The following is an 18,494-nucleotide window of genomic DNA, read 5'->3' on the forward strand; positions in this document are numbered from 1 at the left end:
GGGCGCCGACAGGCCCCTCGTCGGTGCGAGCCCGCCCGGATCGGTCCAGGTCGTCAGCGGCCTTGCCGGCGCAACGCCGGTCGAAGGATGTCCGGGACGTTGCCGCTCCGGATCACCGTCCCTGTCTGCTCGCTGATGTCGTTCGTCAGTCTTGTTTTCACTGCCGCTAGCACCTCTGCGCCTTCGGATCCATCTTGGAGACAGGTACGCGCAGAATGTGCAGGGCCTTCGGATGGAAAGCTGTGATCCGCGAAAAGATCAATGCTTCAACATGCGCAATGCTGGCTCATATCAAGCAACTTTGAGCATCGATCCCTCCGCACCGAAGGATCCGCCAGTGGGGTCAGGGAATTCAAACCCCGTTGCGAGATCGTTACAGCCCCTTGCCGGGCCGACCGGGGCGACCCGGTGCCTGCCGCACCCGAGGGGATCCAGCGCTCGTGACAGTGCGGCCCGTGGGCCGCCGCCTTCCGACCCTCCCGCCGAAGCGCCGCTGCCGGATGCCCCGAGCCGCGAGCAAGCCGTCGGCCGACGCATCCACAGGTGCGGCCTGCGGAACCCCGCGACGGCGCCGCCCTGGGCAACTGGTCACCGCGCCCGCTCCGGGTGAGCGCTACCTGGAATCCCGGCGTGCTGTCCTACGGCGTCCGCCCGCATCCCCTGGGAGAGGACTCTTCGGCCGTGCGGGTCCGGCCCGCCGGCCCGCCGTCTGCGTCGACCTGTCGCGCGCCTCGCCGTCCGCCCGCTTGGCCGCCACCGACACACCTGGATCCCGACGGCACCGTACGAGCCATCCACACCGCCGCCGGCATCTGAGCCCACGCGAATCCCCCGATGTCTCGACAGCGGCTGTCTGAGGTGGAAGGCGTGCCCGCGGGCGCCGATGCCGGCGGTGCCGAGGTTGAACCTGCCGATTTCGAGGGTGCTGGGTGATCCCGCCCCCTGACAGCGAAGCACTCCCGCCGGCCTCGGGAAGCCCCTGCCCACGGCATCGACCCGCTGCGCGTGGCTGCTCGACGGCCGGCGGACCGGTCGGGGCCGGTGCCGGTGCCGGTCGCAGTCGGCTCCCCTGCTGGGTGAACGGCCCGCCGCCGGGTTGCCCCCGCCCACGATCCAGCCGTGCAGCCGCAAGGAGGCGGGAGCATCATGGGCACCAGGAAGACTGAGGAGGTCCGGGCGATGGACATCGCGTTGGTCACCGAGCGGCTCGTCATTCGGGACTGGTCCGTCGACGATGCCGAGGACGCCCTGGCGATCTACGGATCCCCCGAAGTCGCGCGTTGGCTCACTCCGGCGATGGAACGCGTCGGTGACGTGGCGGCGATGCGCTCGGTGCTGCAGGCGTGGCAGGAGGCGCAGCCGAATCTGCCGGCGCCTCGGGGCCGGTGGGCCGTGCAGCGCCGGGACGACGGCGCGGTGGTGGGTGGCCTCGGCATCCGGCTGCTGCCACCGTACGAGGACGACCTGGAGATGAGCTGGCAGGTCGCCCCCGGGGCATGGGGGCAGGGCTATGCCACCGAGGGCGGCCGCGCACTCATCGCCTGGGCCTTCACACAGGACGCCGAAGAACTCTTCGCGGTCGCCCGGCCGAACAACGTCCGCGCCATCGCCATGACGAGGCGGCTCGGCATGGAGTGGGTCGGCGAGACCACCAAGTACTACGGACTGAGCCTGCAGGTCTACCGCATCCGCCCCGGCGACCTGACCAGCTGACCAGGAGCCGCCGGGATTCACCACGAGTGGGCCAGGAACCCCGGCCGGTGGGCTACTTGACGCTGCCGGAGGTGAGTCCGGCCTTCCAGTAGCGCTGCAGCAGGAGGAACATCACGACGATGGGGACGACGGAGAGCAGTGCGCCGGTGATGATGAGGTTGTAGGGGACGGTCTGGCCGCGTTGTTCCTTCCAGGCGACCAGGCCGACGGTGACCGGCTGAAGGCGGTCGCTGGCGAGCATCAGGGAGGGCAGCAGGTAGTTGGTCCAGATCGTCACGAACTGGAACAGGAAGATGGTGACGAGTGAGGGCTGGAGGACCCGCAGGGCGATGGAGCGGAAGATCCTGAACTCGCCGGCGCCGTCGATGCGTCCGGCCTCCAGCAGTTCGTCGGGGACGGCGGCGGCGGCGTAGATGCGGGAGAGGTAGACGCCGAAGGGGCTGACGATGCTGGGGATGAACACCGCCCAGAAGGTGTTCACCAGGTGGGTGGCGGAGAACATCAGGTAGAGCGGCAGCGCGAACAGCGGGGCGGGGATGAGGATCGCGCCGAGCACGGTGTTGAAGACCGCCTCGCGGCCGCGGAAGGTGTACTTCGCCAGCACGTAGCCGGCCATCGCGGACAGCAGCGTCGCCGCGGCGGCGCCGCCGACCGCGTAGAGGAGGCTGTTGAGCAGCCAGCGTCCGTAGATGCCGTCCTGGACGCCGAGCAGGGTGGAGATGTTGTGCACGATCTCGATCCGGCCGGCGAACCAGAAGCCGTTGCTGGAGAAGAGGTCGCTGCTGCCCTTGGTCGCGGAGACCACCAGCCACCACACCGGCAGCAGGGAATAGGCCGCGGCGAGCACCAGGACGGCGAGCACCCCGATGCGGCCGGCCGGATTGGCGGCCCGCACCGGGCCGCCGGGACGTGTGGTCCTCATAGTGCCGCTCCGCGCTTGTTGACGAACCGCATGAATCCGAAGGAGAGGACGAAGATCACCAGTGCGAGGAGGACCGACCGGGTCGCCGCCGCGTGGTAGTTGTTCGCCGCGACCTCGTTCTGGGCGGCCATGATCGGCGTCCAGTTGCTGGAGAGGTTCGGGGCGACGGCCTTCATGACGACCGGTTCGTTGTAGAGCTGGGCGGTACCGATGATGGAGAACACCGTGGTCATCAGGAGGGCGGGCCGCACCAGCGGGATCTTGACGTGCCAGGCCAGGCGCCAGCCGGTGCAGCCGTCCAGGGCGGCGGCCTCGGTCAGCTCGCCCGGGATGGCCTTGAGCGCGGAGTGGATGACGATCATGTTGTAGCCGGTCCAGCCCCAGGTGAGGATGTTGCCGACCGACCATGGCAGCAAGCCGTCCGAGGTGAAGTCGACGTGCAGGCCGACGCCGGCCAGCGCGTCGGCGATCGGGCTGACGTCCGGCTGGTAGAGGAAGGACCACATCAGCCCGCCGATCACACCCGGGATCGCGTACGGCAGGAAGAACGCCAGGCGGAAGAACCTCTTGCCGGGCGTGCGACGCGCATCCAGCAGCAGCGCCAGCACCAGCGCCAGACCCAGCATCAACGGCACCTGGACGGCGCCGATCAGCACCACCCGCACCACCGAGGACGTGAACGCGTCATCGGCGAGCGCGTCGGTGTAGTTGGAGAATCCGGTGAAGACCGTGGCCGGGGGCGTGAGCCCCAGGCCGGAGCGGTGCAGCCTGAACAGGCTCTGGTGGACGGCGTAGCAGATCGGCGCGACGAAGGTGATCAGGAACAGGGCCCCGAACGGGAGCAGGAAACCCAGCGGGGTCCAGCGACGCCAGTCGACGCCCCGCCCCCGCGGGACGGGGGCTGCCGCCGGGCCGGACGGCTCCGGGGCGGCCCCGGCGGGCCCGGTGGGCCGCGCCGGAGCCGTCGTGGTGGTGGTGGGTGCGGGGTGCATGGTCAGCCGATCCCCATGCCCTGGGTCTTCATCTCCGCGACCGTCTGGGCCTGGGTGTCGGCCAGCGCCGCCTCCAGGGTGGTGCTGCCGGCGCCGGCCTTGCCCAGGCCGTCACCGAGCGCACCGGAGGTCTTGGTCATCACCGGCCCCCACTGGAAACCGGCATCGACCTGGGCTGCGCTCGCCCTGAACACGTCGAAGATCTTCTGGCCGCCGTAGAACGGGTTGGGCTCGGCCAGCGCCGGGTTGTCCAGGCCGGAGAGCGCCGCCGGGTAGATACCGGTCTCCTTGATCAGGTTGCTGACGCTGGCCTGGTCCGTGCCGAACCAGTGCGCGAACTCCACCGCCTCCTTCACGTGCGCGCAGCCCTTCAGGATCGCGTTGGGGGTGCCGCCGGCGTTCCCGGAGGCGGGCTTGGCCGCGTCCCAGACCGGCATCGGCGCCACCGCCCAGTTGCCGGAGGTCTGCTTGACGCTGTCGGCCAGGATCGGGGTGTCCCACACCGCGTTGACGTCGGAGAGGATCGTGCCCTCGCCCATGCCCTTGTAGAGGGCGGTGTCGAAGCTCGGCACCACCTTCACCAGCTTCTTGTCGATCAGGCCCTGCCAGAACGCGGCGACCTTCCTCGTCGCCGCATCGTTCACCTCCACCGACCACTTCTCACCGCCGGTGGCGAACCACTTCGCGCCCGCCTGCTGCGCGAGACCCGCGAAGTTGTAGGCGTCGTTGCCGAAATAGCCGATGTAGGCGTTCGGGTCCGCCGCGTGGATCGTCGCGGCGTCGGCCGCGTACTCCTCCCACGTCCTCGGCGCCTCGTGGATCCCGAACTTCGCGAACAGGTCCTTGCGGTAGATCAGACCCATCGGCGCGATGTCCACCGGCAGGCCGTAGGTGTGCCCGGCCACCCCGGACTGCGCGAACGCCGACGCCCCGTACTCCTTCGCAAACGGCGCGGCAGCGGCCGTCGCGTCCTGCAGGGCGCCGGCCGCGGCGAAGGTGGGGAGGGTCTCGAACCCGACCGACCCCACACACGGGGCGTTGCCCGCCTTCACCGCACTCAGCATCTTCGTGTAACCACCCTTGGAACCGGGCGAGATCTTGCTGTAGGTCACCTGGATGCCCGGGTGCGTGGAGTTGAACAACTCCACCGACTTCTCGTAGCCCGGGGCCCAACCCCAGAACTCGATGGTCACCGGCCCGGACGCCTTGTCTGCGGACCCGCCCGATCCACCAGAGCCGCAAGCGGCGGTGCCGGCCAGCGAGGCGATCGCCACGGCGAGGGTGACGGTTCTGAGGGCGCGGTTCTTCATGGGAGGTCCTCTTCTGCTGCCTACCCGCGGGGCGGGGCTCGGCCCGGGCGCGGTGGTGGGGACCCGCCGAATGCTGCGGGTTGTTAGTTCCGCTAGTGTGTTAATTAAGAATGGGCGCTGTCAAGGGGTTCCACGAACCGTTCGCGAGACACGACGACCCAACACCGGGAGGGCAACTCGCCTCCACCAAAGGCACTTTGGCCTCACACTCGGCCCCCAGTCGTCATTCGGTACGCTTCCGTTACCCAACCGACACCGATGATCGACGATCGGCCGCCCTGGTTATTTCGATTAATGCATCAACTAACATGTCTAGAGCCGACACCGACCTGTGGGCAGAGCGCGGAACGAGGAGACCACGTGAGGCAAGAGCAGCGCGACACCACCGGTACGGGCCACGGCAGTACCGGCACGGCCTTCCTCGGAGCAGGCGGCATCATGGCGGGCTACCCCGAAGCTGCCGACAAGGCCTCGCTGCGCCGCACCAACCTTGGCGTTGTCCTGCGCCACCTGCGCGAGAGCGGTGCGCAGTCGCGCACCCATCTCGCGGCCGCGACCGGCCTGCCCAAGGCGACGGTCTCGGTCCTGGTCGGGGACCTGATCCAGCGCGGACTGGTCCGCGAGGGCGAGCTGGACCGCGCCGGCGCCGTCGGCCGCCCGCACCGGATGGTCGACCTCGACGGCCGCTGGATCTGCGGCGTCGGCGCCGAGATCGGCCCCGACCACATCACCGTCCTCGCCCTCGACCTGCGCGGCACCGTCGTCCACGAGGACCGCCGCGCCCTCAACGTGCCCGCCCTCACCCCGCAGGCCGCCCTGCGCGAGGTCGCCGACCTGGTCGCCGACTGCCTCAGCGCGGTGACCGACCTCGGCATGCACCCCATCGGGGTCACCCTCGTCACCCAGGGGTCGGTGGACGCCGCCTCCGGCACGGTCGCCGTGGCCACCAACTTCGGCTGGCGCGACGTACGGGCGGTCCACGAACTGCGCGCACGGCTCGGACGGCACGCACCGCCCGTCCTCGTCGAGAACGACGCCGAGTCCGGCGCCCTCGCCGAATACCTGGCCGCCCCCGGCGCCGACGTCCGCGAACTCGTCTACGTCACCGGCGGAATCGGCGTCGGCGGCGCCAGCATCTCCGGCGGCAAACTGATCCGCGGCTCCGAGATCGGCCACATGAGGCTCGACCGCCTCGACCGGCCCTGCGCCTGCGGGCGGACCGGATGCTGGGAGGTCGCCGTCGGACTGCAGGCCTTCCTCGACGCCGCCGCGGACCCCTCCGACCAGGTGCACGACCTCTCCGTCGACCTCGCCGACCGACTAGACGACCTGCTCGGCCGAGCCGACGCCCGCGAGCCCCGCACACTCGCCGCCCTCGCCGCCCTCGCCGACGACCTGGCCCTCGGACTCGGCATCCTGGTCGACGTACTCAACCCACCCAGAATCGTCCTCGGCGGCTACTTCGCCGTCTTCGGCCGCTACCTGGTGGACGCGGCGCAGCGGGTCCTCGACAACCGCAGGATCACACCCGCCCCCGGGCGGGTCCTCGTGACCGCCTCCACCCTCGGCCTCTCCAACGCCGCCCGGGGCGGCGCCCAGCTCGCACTCGAAGGCATCTTCCAAGACCCTTCCGACATCCCCCTCAGGCCGGAGCCCGGGACAAAGGCGCCCGGACCCGCTGACCTCCGACCGGCACGTCCCCTCCCCCGTACGGGCGCCGGCGCGTAGGGAGTCGGTGCCCACATCCCCCGGCCGACCGCTGATCCTCCCCTCTCCGTCGGCCCACACCGGCCGCTCCGGCCACGGCTTCGGGGTGGGCCTCCGGAGCTCCGCAGCGGCGGCTGCGGTCGGCGTGACGGCGGCGGGCCCCGCCCCGTCCGCCCCGCGCCCCGGCGCGATCGTCCGAACAGCGACTGCCGCTCGGCGCCCGCCGCGGACAGCCGGGACGCACCCGCCCACCAAGCCGCCCGGCCGTCCAGTGCCACGGTCCGACGGAGAGCGGCCGCGGCGCTGGCCCCGGGGGTGCGGGGTGGCCTCCAGTGCGCTCGGGCTTGGGCGATGTCTGCGGCGGGGTGGTGGGCGATCCGGGCGTGGGGCTGGGGAGAGTTGGCCGGTAGTGGCGCATGGTGGGGGCGAGGCCGGTCCTGCGGGGCTGGCAGGGGGCGGCGCCGGAGCCGAGCGCCCTCGCGGCCCACCGGCCCACTTGCACGGGAGGGCCCTCATGGCATTCCACATGATCATTTGCATTAATCTGCTTGATCATGCATTGATTCGATCATGATCACGCATTTTGAGCCCAGAATTTCTGTGCAACTTTTTGGTCGACTCTGTTGACATCTGTGCGTCGCCGGGGCGGATACTGCATGTCATTGCAGCGATCGACCCCCCGTCGTCCGGCTGCACCAGCCCCACAGCGCCTCAACGGCTCCACCCCCAAGGGGCAGTGAACCGTTCACGGAGAGCTCCAAACCGGTTCGGTCCCAGCCGCCGCCGCTCCCGAACGACCGTCCGTTCGGCACTGCGAGCATCCTGGCACCCGATCCGTGATCCTCACCCCGCCCCAGCCCGGGGGCCCGGCACGCGATGCCGAGCCCCCGGCACCACACCCTCACGGTACCCCGCGCGAAGGACCCATCGATGCGTACGCCATCCGCCCCCCGCCGGATGCTCGCCGCTCTCGCGGCGCTCTCCGCCTTCGCCTGCGTGGCGTCCTGCGGATCCACCGTCCCCCAAGGGGGACAGCCTGCCACCATCACGTTCTGGGGCTGGGCCCCCGGCTATCAGGAGGCCGTGGCGCAGTTCAACGCCACCCATCCCGGTGTGCACGTCGAGTTCCAGAAGATCGCACCGGGAAGCCGGGGCGGCTACGCCGCAGTCCTGACGGCCGTCAAGGACGGCACGGCCCCGTGCCTCGTCCAGATGGGTTATGAATCCCTGCCGAGCTTCGCCGCCGAAGGCGCCCTCCTGCCGATCGGCCAGAAAGTCCTCGCTGAGCGCGTCAACTACAGCGAGACCGCCTGGAAGCAGAGTTCCGTCGCGGGTGAGGTCTACGGGTTCCCTCTCGACCTCGGCCCGATGGCCCTCTACTACCGAAGGGACGTGTACGCCCGGTACGGCCTGAAACCGGAGGCCACCTGGCAGGAGTTCGCGGCAGACGCCGCCAGGCTGCGACAGGCCGCGCCGGGGCACCACCTGACCGCGTTCACACCCGACGACCCCTGGTGGTTCGCCGCCCTCACCGCCCAGGCCGGCGGCAGCTGGTTCGACGTCAAGGGCTCCACCTGGAAGGTGAACACCACCAGCCCGAACAGCACGAAGGTCACCGCCTTCTGGCAGGACCTCCTCGACAAGGACCTGGCCAAGACCGAGAAGGCCTACAGCGACGAACTGTTCGCCGACCTGCGGAACGGAACGGTCGCGGCCCTACCGGCACCCGTCTGGTTCTCCGGCCTGCTCACCCAGAACGCGGCGAGCGCCGCGGGCCAGTGGGCGGTGGCACCCATGCCCCGCTGGGACGCAGACGACGCGTCCGGGTTCGACGGCGGCTCGGCCACCGCGATCATCAAGGGCTGCAACGCCGCAGGACCCGCCCTGGAGTTCGCCAACTGGCTCGGCAGTGACCGCAGATCCCTGGAGATCCTGGTGGACAAGGCCGGCATCTACCCCGCGGCGGTCACCGCGGACACCCTGCCCGCACTCAACCGACCGGACCCGTACTTCGGCAACCAGGTGATCTTCGACGTCTTCCGCAAAGCGCAGGGAAGCACCAACTGGACCTGGGGTCCGGTGATGAACGAGACGTCCGCCGCCCTGAGCGCCGAACTGACCAAGGCCGCAACCGACCGGACGCCACTACGAACAGCGCTCCAGGCCGCGCGCGAGCGCACCATCGACGCGATGCGAGGCAAGGGAATTGACGTCACCGCCGACTGACACACCGTCCGGGGGCGGACCCGGCACGGCCACACCCCGCAGCAGGGCGCCTCCCGTCCCCGCGGAAACGCCCCCGACACGACCCACCTCCAGCCCGCCCCACGGCGAACCGCCCGCACGACGGCCCACACCGTCAGCACCGGCACCCCCTTGCGCGGCGGCTTCCCTCCCCCACATGCCCACCCATGGAGCCCCTGTGTTCTCTCCGTCCCGCAGAACCACGGCCGCCGCCCTGACCGCGGCCCTCCTCGGACTGGCCGTCGGCGCGGTGTCCCCCGCCTCGGCGGCCCCGCCCACCGGCACCTACACGGTCGGCGTCGGGTCCCCCGTCCCGTACGCCTACCCGAACGACACCCCGTCCGCCCCGTACGTCGACAAGGACGGCACCTTCTACTTCCAGCAGTCCAACGCCCAGTACGAGGCTACCGGGCCGCGCTACTGGAGCTTCTTCACCGGGACCGATTTCGACACCGCCACCCGGTCCAGCGCGATCAGCGACTTCGTCAACCCGGCCAACCCGAACGACAAGAACAACGACACTACCTGGCGGTGCAACAACAGCCCCACCGGCCTTGAGGCCAGCTACGCGCCCGCCGGCTCCAGATACGCCCAGAAGAACTACTGCGACCTCGCCGGGGTGTGGGTCGACCCGGACACCGGCGACTGGTACGGCCTGGTGCACAACGAGTTCACCCCGCAGCCCTTCGGCGACGGCCTGCACTACGACGCGATCGACTACACGGTGTCCAAGGACCAGGGCAAGACCTGGGACATCAAGAGCCACGTGATCACCTCCCCGTACAGCACCACCCGGGACGACAACACCGCGTTCCCCCAGGACACCTTCGACTACGGCGACGGCGACCAGCGCCTGTACGTGGACACCGCCTCGGGCTACTTCTACGTCTACTACGGCTCGCGGATCCTCAACAAGGGCGGCGGCTGGGTAGCCTTCCACGAGCACGTGGCCCGCGCCCCGATCTCCTCGAAGATGGCGCCCGGCTCCTGGCAGAAGTGGTACAACGGCGCCTGGACCCAGCCCGGCGTGGGCGGCCAGGAGAGCAACATGGTCCCGGTCGGCTCCGGCAGCACCACCGGCTACACCCCGGTGTCCGGCGAGTACGACCCGAGGAACACCGGCACCGCGGCCCAGCAGATCGCGGCCGGCACGATGCCCGCGACGTCGCCGCTGTTCGTCATGGACATCACGTACAACGCCTACCTGGGGCTGTACATCGGTGAACCGCAAGCCGTGACCCAGGACGGCACGTCGCCGCAGTACCTCTACGCGACCGACGACCTCTCCACCCAGAAGTGGTACCCGATCGGCGACACCGGCAGCTACCACACCGCATCCTGGTACCGCTGGTTCCTCGACAGCGCGAACAAGACGAACAACACGATCGTCGGCAAGTCCTTCCGCTCCTACTGCTCCTTCGAGTGCTCGAAGAAGGCCGACGGCAAGACCTCCGGCGGCGAGTACGTCGACCTCACCATCAACCCCTCCTCCCCCGCCGCGGCGCCGGTCGACCCGACCAAGACCTACCGGATCGCCAACGGCAACAGCCGGCTCCTCGCCCAGGTCTCCGGCGGCTCCGCGACCACCTCGCTGGCCACGGCCACCGGCTCCGCCCTGGAGTCCTGGATCTTCAGCGCCAACGGCGACGGCTCCTACCGGATCACCAACTCCTCCACCAGCCAGCTGCTCGGCGTCAACACCACCACCACCGGCCGCGGCTGGGGCACCCAGCCGACCGTCACCGCCGCCGCACCGAGCGGTCCCAGCGTCGGACAGCAGTGGTGGGTCATCCCCGGCACCACCACCTCCGGAGCAGCCACCGGGACCTTCAAGCTGGTCAACCGCCACAGCGGCCTGGTGATCGGCCTCTCCTCCGACTCCACCCGGCTCACCGAGACCACCCCCACCCGCAGCTGGACCAACACCACCGGCAACACGGTCGGCGGGACCCGCACCGCGAGCGAGCAGACCCTCACCCTCACCCAGACCGGCCCGGCCCCCGAAGTCGTCACGGTCACCAACCCCGGCAACCGGTCCGGCAACGTCAACACGGCCGTGTCGCTGCAGCTCAGCTCCAACGACTCCGCCGGCAGGCCCCTCACCCTCTCCGCGACCGGCCTGCCCGCCGGCCTGTCGATCAGCTCCGCCGGCCTGATCACCGGCACCCCGACCACCGCCGGGTCCTCGACGGTCACGGTCACCGCCTCCTCCGGCACCGCCACCGGCACGACCTCCTTCACCTGGACCGTCAACTCGGTGCTCAGCGGCACCCACACGCTGACAACCGGAGGCAGGGCACTCGACGACCCCAACCACTCCCTGAGCCAGAACACCCAGCTCATCACCTGGAGCACCAACGGCGGCACCAACCAGAACTGGGTCCTCACCCAGCAGCCGGACGGCAGCTACCAGCTCGTCAACGGCCTCTCCAACCTCTGCATGGACGTCAGCGGCAACTCCACCTCCGCCGGCGCCCAGATCATCCAGTGGCCCTGCAACGGCGGCAACAACCAGCACTGGGTGATCACCCCGATCACCGGCGGCTACACCGTCACCTCCAAGAGCAGCGGGCTGCTGCTCACCACCGCCTCGACCTCCGACGGCGCCCTGGTCACCCAGCAGACCGACACCGGCTCCACCCTCCAGCACTGGACCATCAACTGACCCTCCACCCGCAAGGGCGGACCTGACCCCACCCGACCGACGGGGCCCTGCGGACACCCACCGCAGGGCCCCCTTCCCTTCCGGGACCTGGCCGGGCGCAGATTCCGGCCTCCCGGTCCAGCGCGCCCTGGACACGAGCCGGACAAGCGGTCACGAGGGTGACCGGCATCATCAGCTCGCCGCCGGCCTGCCGGTGGAGCACCAGCGGGAACCGGTCGTCGTCCTTTACGAACAGCGCTCCAGGCCGCGCGCGACCGCACCATCGACGCGATGCGAGGCAACGGAATTGACATCACCGCCGACTGACACACCGTCCAGGACCCGACCCGGCACGGCCACACCCCGCAGCAGGGGGCCTCCCGTCCCTGCAGAAGCGCCCCCGACCCGACCCACCGCCAGCCGCCCCGCAGCGGACCGCCCGCACGACGGCCCACACCGTCAGCACCGGCACCCCCGCGCGGCGGCTTCCCAACCCACATGCCCATCCATGGAGCCCCTGTGTTCTCTCCGTCCCGCAGAACCACGGCCGCCGCCCTGACCGCGGCCCTCCTCGGACTGGCCGTCGGCGCGGTGTCCCCCGCATCGGCGACCCCGCCCACCGCCACCTACACCGTCACCGTCGGCGCACCGGTTTCGCACTCGTACTTCGACGACTCCCCGGCCGGCGCCTACATCGACAAGGACGGCACGTTCTACTTCCAGGAATCCCACTCCTTCTACCCGGCGGGCTCAGGCCGTCCGTGGACCTTCTACACGGGCGCGAACTTCGACAACGCCGGCAGATCCAGCACGATCAGTGATGCGGTGAACCCCGCCAACCCCAACGACAAGAACAACGACACCACCTGGCGGTGCAACAACAGCCCCACCGGCCTCCAGGCCACGATCGCGCCGGTACCTCCGACAGTGTCCAGCGAGAAGAGCTACTGCGACCTGGTCGGCCTGTGGGTCGACCCGGACACCGGGGACTGGTACGGCCTGGTACACAACGAGTTCACCAACCAGCCGTTCGGCGATGGCATCCACTACGACGGCATCGACTACGCGGTCTCCACCGACCAGGGCAAGACGTGGACCATCAAGGACCACGCGATCACCTCCCCGTACAGCACCACCCGGGGCGACACCACCGCGTTCCCGAACCAGACCTATTCCTACGGCGACGGCGATCCGCGCCTGTTCGTCGACACCGCCTCCGGGTACTTCTACGTGCACTACGGCTCCCGGATCGTCGAGAAGGGCGGCAGCTGGACGACCTTCTACGAGCACGTGGCCCGCGCCCCGATCTCCGGCAAGATGGCGCCCAGCTCCTGGCAGAAGTGGTACAACGGCGCCTGGACCCAGCCCGGCGTGGGCGGCCTGGAGAGCAACGTCGTGCCCGTCAACGCCTCCAGCACCACGGGCTACACCCCGCCGGCCGGCGAGTACAACCCCGCCAACACCGGCACCTCCGCCCAGCAGATCGCGGCCGGCAAGATGCCTCCCACCTCGCCCCTGTTCGTCATGGACATCACCTACAACGCGTACCTGGGCCTGTACATCGGCGAGCCGCAGGCGGTCGACCAGAGCGGCAACGCCCCGCAGCAGTTCTACGTCACCGACGACCTCTCCACCCAGAAGTGGTACCTGGCCGGCGACACCGGCAGCTACCACACGTCGTCCTGGTACCGGTGGTTCGTCGACGGCGTCAACCGGACCAGTTCGACGATCGTCGGGAAGTCCTTCAGGTCGTACTGCTCGGGCAACTGCGCCGGCGGCAACCTCGCCGAGTACGTGAACGTCACCCTCGGCTCCTCCGCCGCCCCGGCCACACCGATCGACGTGACCAAGACCTACCGGATCGCCAACGGCGGTGGACGGATCCTCGCCCAGGCCTCCGGCAGCTCCGCCACCACCTCCCTGCCCGCCGCGACCGGCTCGGCCCTGGAGTCCTGGATCTTCGCCACCAACAGAGACGGCTCGTACAGGATCATCAACGCCTCCACCGGGCAGCTGCTCGGCGTCGACTCCACCGCCACCGCCGGCCGCGCCTGGGGCGCCCAGCCCACCGCCACCACGGCCGGCACCGGCGGCCCCACCACCGGCCAGCAGTGGTTCGTCCTCCCCTCCGCCGGCACCTACCACCTGGTCAACCGATACAGCGGCCTGGACCTGGCCATGTCCGCGACCACCGGCCGCCTGAGCGAGACCACCCCCACCCGCACCTGGACCAACACCACGGGCAACCCGGTGGGCGGAAGCCGGACCGCAAATGAGCAGACCCTGAGCCTGACCGCGACCGGACCGGCACCCGAGATCGTCTCCGTCACCAATCCCGGCAACCAGTCCACGAACGTCAACACGGCGGTCTCGCTGCAGATCAGCGGCAACGACTCGAACGGCAAAACGCTGACCTACTCGGCGACAGGCCTGCCGGCCGGCCTGTCGATCAGCTCCTCCGGCCTGATCTCGGGCACACCCACCACCACCGGCACCACCACCGTCACGGTCACCGCCTCCTCGGGCACCGCCAGCAACTCGACCCCCTTCACCTGGACCGTCGGACCGGGCGGCCTCAGCGGCAGCCACACCCTGATCGCCTCGGGCAAGGCCCTCGACGACCCCAACCACTCCACCGCCCAGGGCACCCAGCTCATCACCTGGTCCCCCAGCGGCGGAGCCAACCAGAACTGGATCTTCACCAGGCAGACCGACGGCAGCTACCGCATCGCCAACGGCGAGTCCAACCTCTGCATGGACGTCAGCGGCGGCTCCACCTCCCCCGGAGCCCAGATAATCCAGTGGGCCTGCACCAACGGCGCGAACCAGCGATGGCTGGTCAATGCGATCCCCGGCGGCGGATACACCGTCACCTCGCAGAACAGCGGCCTGCTCCTGACCACCGCCTCCACCACGAACGGCGCCCTGGCCACCCAACAGCCCGACACCGGCTCCGCCCTCCAGCACTGGACCATCAGCTGACCGTCCACCGCGAGGCGAACCCAAGCTCGTTGTCCAACATCGTTGGTTACTTGACCTGCTGATCTACGGCTCTTTCCGGGTCGGCAGGGGCGGCCGTTCTCCACGCTTCGAGATGTCGGGTCACGAAGCACGAGAGAACGGCCGCTGCCCATGAGTCTTCCCGTCGACGCGCCCGTAGGTGACGCGTCAACGAAGTTGCACGATCTTCCGGACACGCTCCCACCGATTATGGGGCTCTGTCCCGTAATCGGTGGTAGCGCTGTGTAGTGGTCACTGGAGGAGGATGCGGTGGCGGAGGAGGGGGAACCCGGCCCGGCCGTGCATCTGCCTCATGATCCGCTTGGTTCGGGTGTTGACGCCCTCGGTGCGGCCGTTGTGGTACGGGAGGGTGAGGCCGGCGTCGACGGCGGCCCGGTCGAGTTCGAGGCCGTTGCAGAAGCTGTGCAGGTGGGGCAGGTCGGTGGCGCGCACGATGGTGATCCAGTCGGTGAGCTTGGCGTCATTGCCTTCGGCCGGGGTCAGCAGCTTTGCGAACTCTCCGGTCAGACGGGCGAGTTCGTTCATCTCCGGGCAGGCTTCGGTGAGTTCCCGCAGCAGTACGGCGTCCTTGTCGCGCAGGTTCTCCGGGCGGGTGAGCAGGAGGCGGGCGAAACGCTGCGGGGTGGTGACCGGCCTGTCGCCCTCGGCGCGGCCCTGGGTGAGGTAGCGGACCAGGAGGTTCGCGCTGCCGGTGTAGCCCAGCTCCTTGATCTCGCGCAGGAGGTGGGTGACGGGCACCGCGGGGTCCTCGCTTCGGCGCCGACGCAGGTGGTCGCGGTAGGGGTCGACGAGGGTGGGCTTGTAGCGGGGTGCGCGGCGCTCTGCGGTGGGCTCCTTCATGCGGGCGTACCGTTTGACGGTGTTCAGGGCGACGTCGAGGCGGCGGGCGCATTCGAGCAGGCCGACGCCCTGGCCGAGCAGGGTGTGGACCTGCTGCCAACGCTCGCGGGTGGTCTGCTCGCGGACGCCCCCGGGACGTGCGGGGTTCACGGTGCTGGCCCAGCAGACGGCGTGGGAGCGGACCTCGGCCAGGACCTTGCCGCACAGGTTGGACCAGAGGTGCCACCTGTCGCTGACCTGCACCGCGTCGGGCAGGGCCTGGCGGATCGCCTCGCCGTAGGAGGCGGAGCCGTCGCGGCAGACGTACTCGGCTCCGGGATGCGCACGCAGCCACGCCACCAGGGTCCGGGTGGTGCGGTCGGGCAGGACGTCGATCCGCTCGCCGGTCTCGGCGTCGATGATCACGGTCGCGTAGCGGGACCGGCGCTTGAGGGCGAAGTCGTCGATACCGAGCACACGCGGGACGCGCAGCAGCGGCACCGCCCGGCACATGAGCATGCGCAGGGCGGTCGAGCGGGAGACCGCGCAGGCCAGTACACGGGAGAGGCGGGCGCCCGCCCGGCCCGCTAACTCCTTCACCACGGAAGCGAGTTGATCAGCCAGGCGACCAGTCCGCCGCTGGTAGCGCTCCACGACGCCGGGAACCTGCTCACGGAACGTCTGCCGCCGGCAGCCGAGCACCGGGCAGACCAAGCGCCGCAACCTCACCGAGACGACGACCCGCCGTCCGTCCACCGGCACGTCCGAGACCCTCCGCCCGTGGAAACCGTGCACCCGCCCTGTCGGCGTCCCGCACGCGGGACACGGCACCGGATCGTCCCGGGTCCGCGCCGACACCCGAATGACCTCGCCCTCGTCCGTCACACCCTCGACGACCAGCGCAGAGAGCCCAGAAAACACCACACGCACAAGCTCGTTGACATCACGCACACCATGCCAACGACAGTCGTCACCGTTGGTTACCACCGATTACGGGACAGAGCCGATTATGGGACAGACCCCTGGATGGGCGACAGGCAGCAGGCCATCGTCCTTGACCGGCAGCCCACCACGGTGACGTGGAAGGCCGAGCCGGCGAACTACACCGTCCCCAAGGGGCACCGGATCGGCGTGGTCCTCATGTCCACCGACGAGGAGCAGGTCGCGATCTACACCGGCACCGGAATCACCTACACGCCCCACCACACGGGGGCCGACAACGACCCCACCACCCTCACCGCCCTCACCAGGTTCAGCTCCACCACCACGTACTACGTGAGCCCCTCGGGATCGGACGACAACGCGGGCACCTCGCCCGGCTCCCCGCTGAGGACACTGCAGAAGGCCGCCGACCGCACCCTCCCGGGTGACACCGTGTCGATCATGGGCGGCACGTACAACGAAGCGGCCGAGGGCCGCAGCCTGCTGCTCATCACCCGGTCCGGAACGGCCGCGCAGCCGATCACCTACCAGGCGTACCCCGGCAGCAAGCCGGTGCTGCACCCGGTCACCAGCTGGGACGGCATCAACGTCCTCGGTGCCTCGTACATCAAGGTCACCGGGCTGGAGATCGCCGGCAACGCACCCCGGCTGACCCTGGACGCGGCCGAGCACCACGCCCTGTCCGACGACGCCCGCTACAACACCAACTGCCTGACCGTCCGCCGGGACAAGCAGGACGGGCCGATACCGCACGACGTCGAGATCGCCGGGAACGACTTCCACGGCTTCCCCGGCGGCGGCATCAGCGCGATCGACGCGGACGGCGTGACCATCCGCGACAACCGGGTGCACGACAACTCCTGGTACACCCACTACGCCACCAGCGGCATCTCCGTCCTGCGCGCGCTGGACGCGAGCCCCGGAGATCCACAGACCTACAAGATCCGCATCACCGGCAACACCGTGTACGGGAATCAGACCAAGGTGAAATGGAGCCAGTGCGACTGCTATTCGGACGGCAACGGCATCATCATCGACACGAACAAGGAAAAACCGGCCGGGACCGGGGACGACTACCGGGGACGCACCCTGGTGGCCGACAACGTCGTGTTCGACAACGGCGGATCCGGCATCCACGCCTTCAAGTCCCAGCACGTCGACATCGTCAACAACACGGCTTACCAGAACTCCGCCTCCCCGCACCTGAAGTACGCCAACGTCTTCGGGGCCCACAGCCGTGACGTGCGCATCCTCAACAACATCGCCGCGGCCCGCCCCGGCCTGCCGGTCAACAGCAACTCCCAGAACCAGGACGTGACCTACGACTACAACCTCTACTTCGACGGAACCGCCCCACAGACGACCGGGCCGCACGACCTGGTGGCCGACCCCAAGTTCCTGAACCCCACGACGGATCCGGCCGCCGCCGACTTCCGGCTGCGCCCGGGATCACCCGCACTGGGCACCGGCACCCCGTTCGCGGCCGTCCCGCGCGACATCACCGGAGCCACGCGCACGCCAGGGCAGGCGTACGACCGCGGCGCGTACGCGAGCACCGCCGGCACCACCGCCGAAACGCCTTCCGGATCGGCCTCCGGGCCCGCCCCAAGGCCTGCCGCCTCCACCACCACGACCCCTGCGGGCACCAACCGCGACGCCGGAGCCGTACCAGGCATCTCCTCCTCACCCACGCCCAACGCGGAGGGCTTGGCCCAGACCGGCTTCACCCCGGCCCCTGTCATCGGAGCAGCCGCCACCCTCGCCGGAGGCATCGCCGTCCTCGTGGTCTTCCGCCGTCGCCGGCCGGCCGGCAGTCACGGCCGCACCCGCCGCTGAGCACAGCGGCCGCGGACCACGGGCTGTGGCACAACACCCTCCAGGCGGCCGCACGAACGTCACCGAACGCATGGCGGACCTCCGGGGCCCAGCAGGGCAAGGCCACCACCCGAAAGGCCGTCACCGAACTCGGCGACCAGGGTGGCCCGCTCATCGCCAGGGGGTAGCTCGACCTCACCGCCGGCCGCCAAGGCGCGGCGCAGCCGGTGCACCGAGAGGCCGGCCAGCCGCTTGATGTTCCAGTCGGCCTTTTCGTGGCCGTTGAGAGTCATGGCGCTCCCGGCCTGTCCTCGGAATTCTTGCCTCGGCATGCCGCGCCGACGGCGAGCGCCGGACCGAGATGA

The 18,494-nt window shown here is 69.8% G+C and carries 11 protein-coding genes; 6 read left to right on the forward strand and 5 right to left on the reverse strand.

Annotated features, from left to right (window positions below; genetic code table 11):
• The first annotated feature begins 1,146 nt into the window (after positions 1-1,146).
• A complete protein-coding gene (locus tag OG689_RS03245; protein ID WP_266317321.1) occupies positions 1,147-1,713 on the forward strand; it encodes a GNAT family N-acetyltransferase in 567 nt (188 codons plus the stop codon).
• Between the two features lie 52 nt (positions 1,714-1,765).
• On the opposite strand, the gene OG689_RS03250 is transcribed toward OG689_RS03245, so the two are convergent.
• From OG689_RS03250 to OG689_RS03260, 3 genes are read right to left on the reverse strand one after another with little or no spacing between them, the layout of a single operon-like run.
• The gene (locus tag OG689_RS03250) at positions 1,766-2,635 is read right to left on the reverse strand and encodes a carbohydrate ABC transporter permease (protein ID WP_266317324.1); all 870 of its coding nucleotides are present in this window, start codon (positions 2,633-2,635) and stop codon (positions 1,766-1,768) included.
• Positions 2,632-3,627: a carbohydrate ABC transporter permease gene (locus OG689_RS03255; protein WP_266317331.1), complete on the reverse strand. Its 996-nt coding sequence runs from the start codon at positions 3,625-3,627 to the stop codon at positions 2,632-2,634. The genes OG689_RS03250 and OG689_RS03255 overlap by 4 nt, the downstream gene beginning before the upstream one ends.
• A 2-nt stretch (positions 3,628-3,629) precedes the next feature.
• The gene (locus OG689_RS03260; protein WP_266317334.1) at positions 3,630-4,937 is read right to left on the reverse strand and encodes an extracellular solute-binding protein; all 1,308 of its coding nucleotides are present in this window, start codon (positions 4,935-4,937) and stop codon (positions 3,630-3,632) included.
• Between the two features lie 360 nt (positions 4,938-5,297).
• On the opposite strand from OG689_RS03260, the gene OG689_RS03265 reads away from it, so the two are divergent.
• The 4 genes from OG689_RS03265 to OG689_RS03280 all read left to right on the forward strand — a co-directional run bounded on the left by OG689_RS03265 (position 5,298) and on the right by OG689_RS03280 (position 14,514).
• The gene (locus tag OG689_RS03265; protein WP_266317335.1) at positions 5,298-6,665 is read left to right on the forward strand and encodes an ROK family transcriptional regulator; all 1,368 of its coding nucleotides are present in this window, start codon (positions 5,298-5,300) and stop codon (positions 6,663-6,665) included.
• A gap of 909 nt (positions 6,666-7,574) precedes the next feature.
• Entirely contained in the window at positions 7,575-8,870 is a 1,296-nt protein-coding gene (locus OG689_RS03270; RefSeq protein WP_266317336.1) for an extracellular solute-binding protein, read from the forward strand.
• 196 nt (positions 8,871-9,066) lie between these two features.
• Complete coding sequence (locus tag OG689_RS03275) at positions 9,067-11,553, forward strand: RICIN domain-containing protein (RefSeq protein ID WP_266317337.1); 2,487 nt, start codon at positions 9,067-9,069, stop codon at positions 11,551-11,553.
• 498 nt (positions 11,554-12,051) lie between these two features.
• Entirely contained in the window at positions 12,052-14,514 is a 2,463-nt protein-coding gene (locus OG689_RS03280; RefSeq protein ID WP_266317340.1) for an RICIN domain-containing protein, read from the forward strand.
• A gap of 270 nt (positions 14,515-14,784) precedes the next feature.
• Here the strand turns inward: OG689_RS03280 and OG689_RS03285 are convergent, their stop codons facing one another.
• Positions 14,785-16,293, reverse strand: a complete 1,509-nt coding sequence (locus tag OG689_RS03285; RefSeq protein WP_266326828.1) for an ISL3 family transposase — start codon at positions 16,291-16,293, stop codon at positions 14,785-14,787.
• A gap of 33 nt (positions 16,294-16,326) precedes the next feature.
• Between OG689_RS03285 and OG689_RS03290 the strand changes: the two genes are divergently transcribed.
• Positions 16,327-18,150 carry a right-handed parallel beta-helix repeat-containing protein gene (locus OG689_RS03290; RefSeq protein WP_266317345.1) on the forward strand — a complete coding sequence of 608 codons (1,824 nt, stop codon included), beginning with the start codon at positions 16,327-16,329 and terminating at the stop codon, positions 18,148-18,150.
• Positions 18,151-18,209: 59 nt separating this feature from the next.
• Here OG689_RS03290 and OG689_RS03295 read toward each other — a convergent pair whose 3' ends face one another.
• Positions 18,210-18,422 (reverse strand): hypothetical protein, encoded by a 213-nt coding sequence (locus OG689_RS03295; protein WP_266317349.1) that lies wholly within the window; start codon positions 18,420-18,422, stop codon positions 18,210-18,212.
• Positions 18,423-18,494 lie beyond the last annotated feature (72 nt).

The organism is Kitasatospora sp. NBC_00240 (assembly GCF_026342405.1).
GTDB lineage: Bacteria > Actinomycetota > Actinomycetes > Streptomycetales > Streptomycetaceae > Kitasatospora.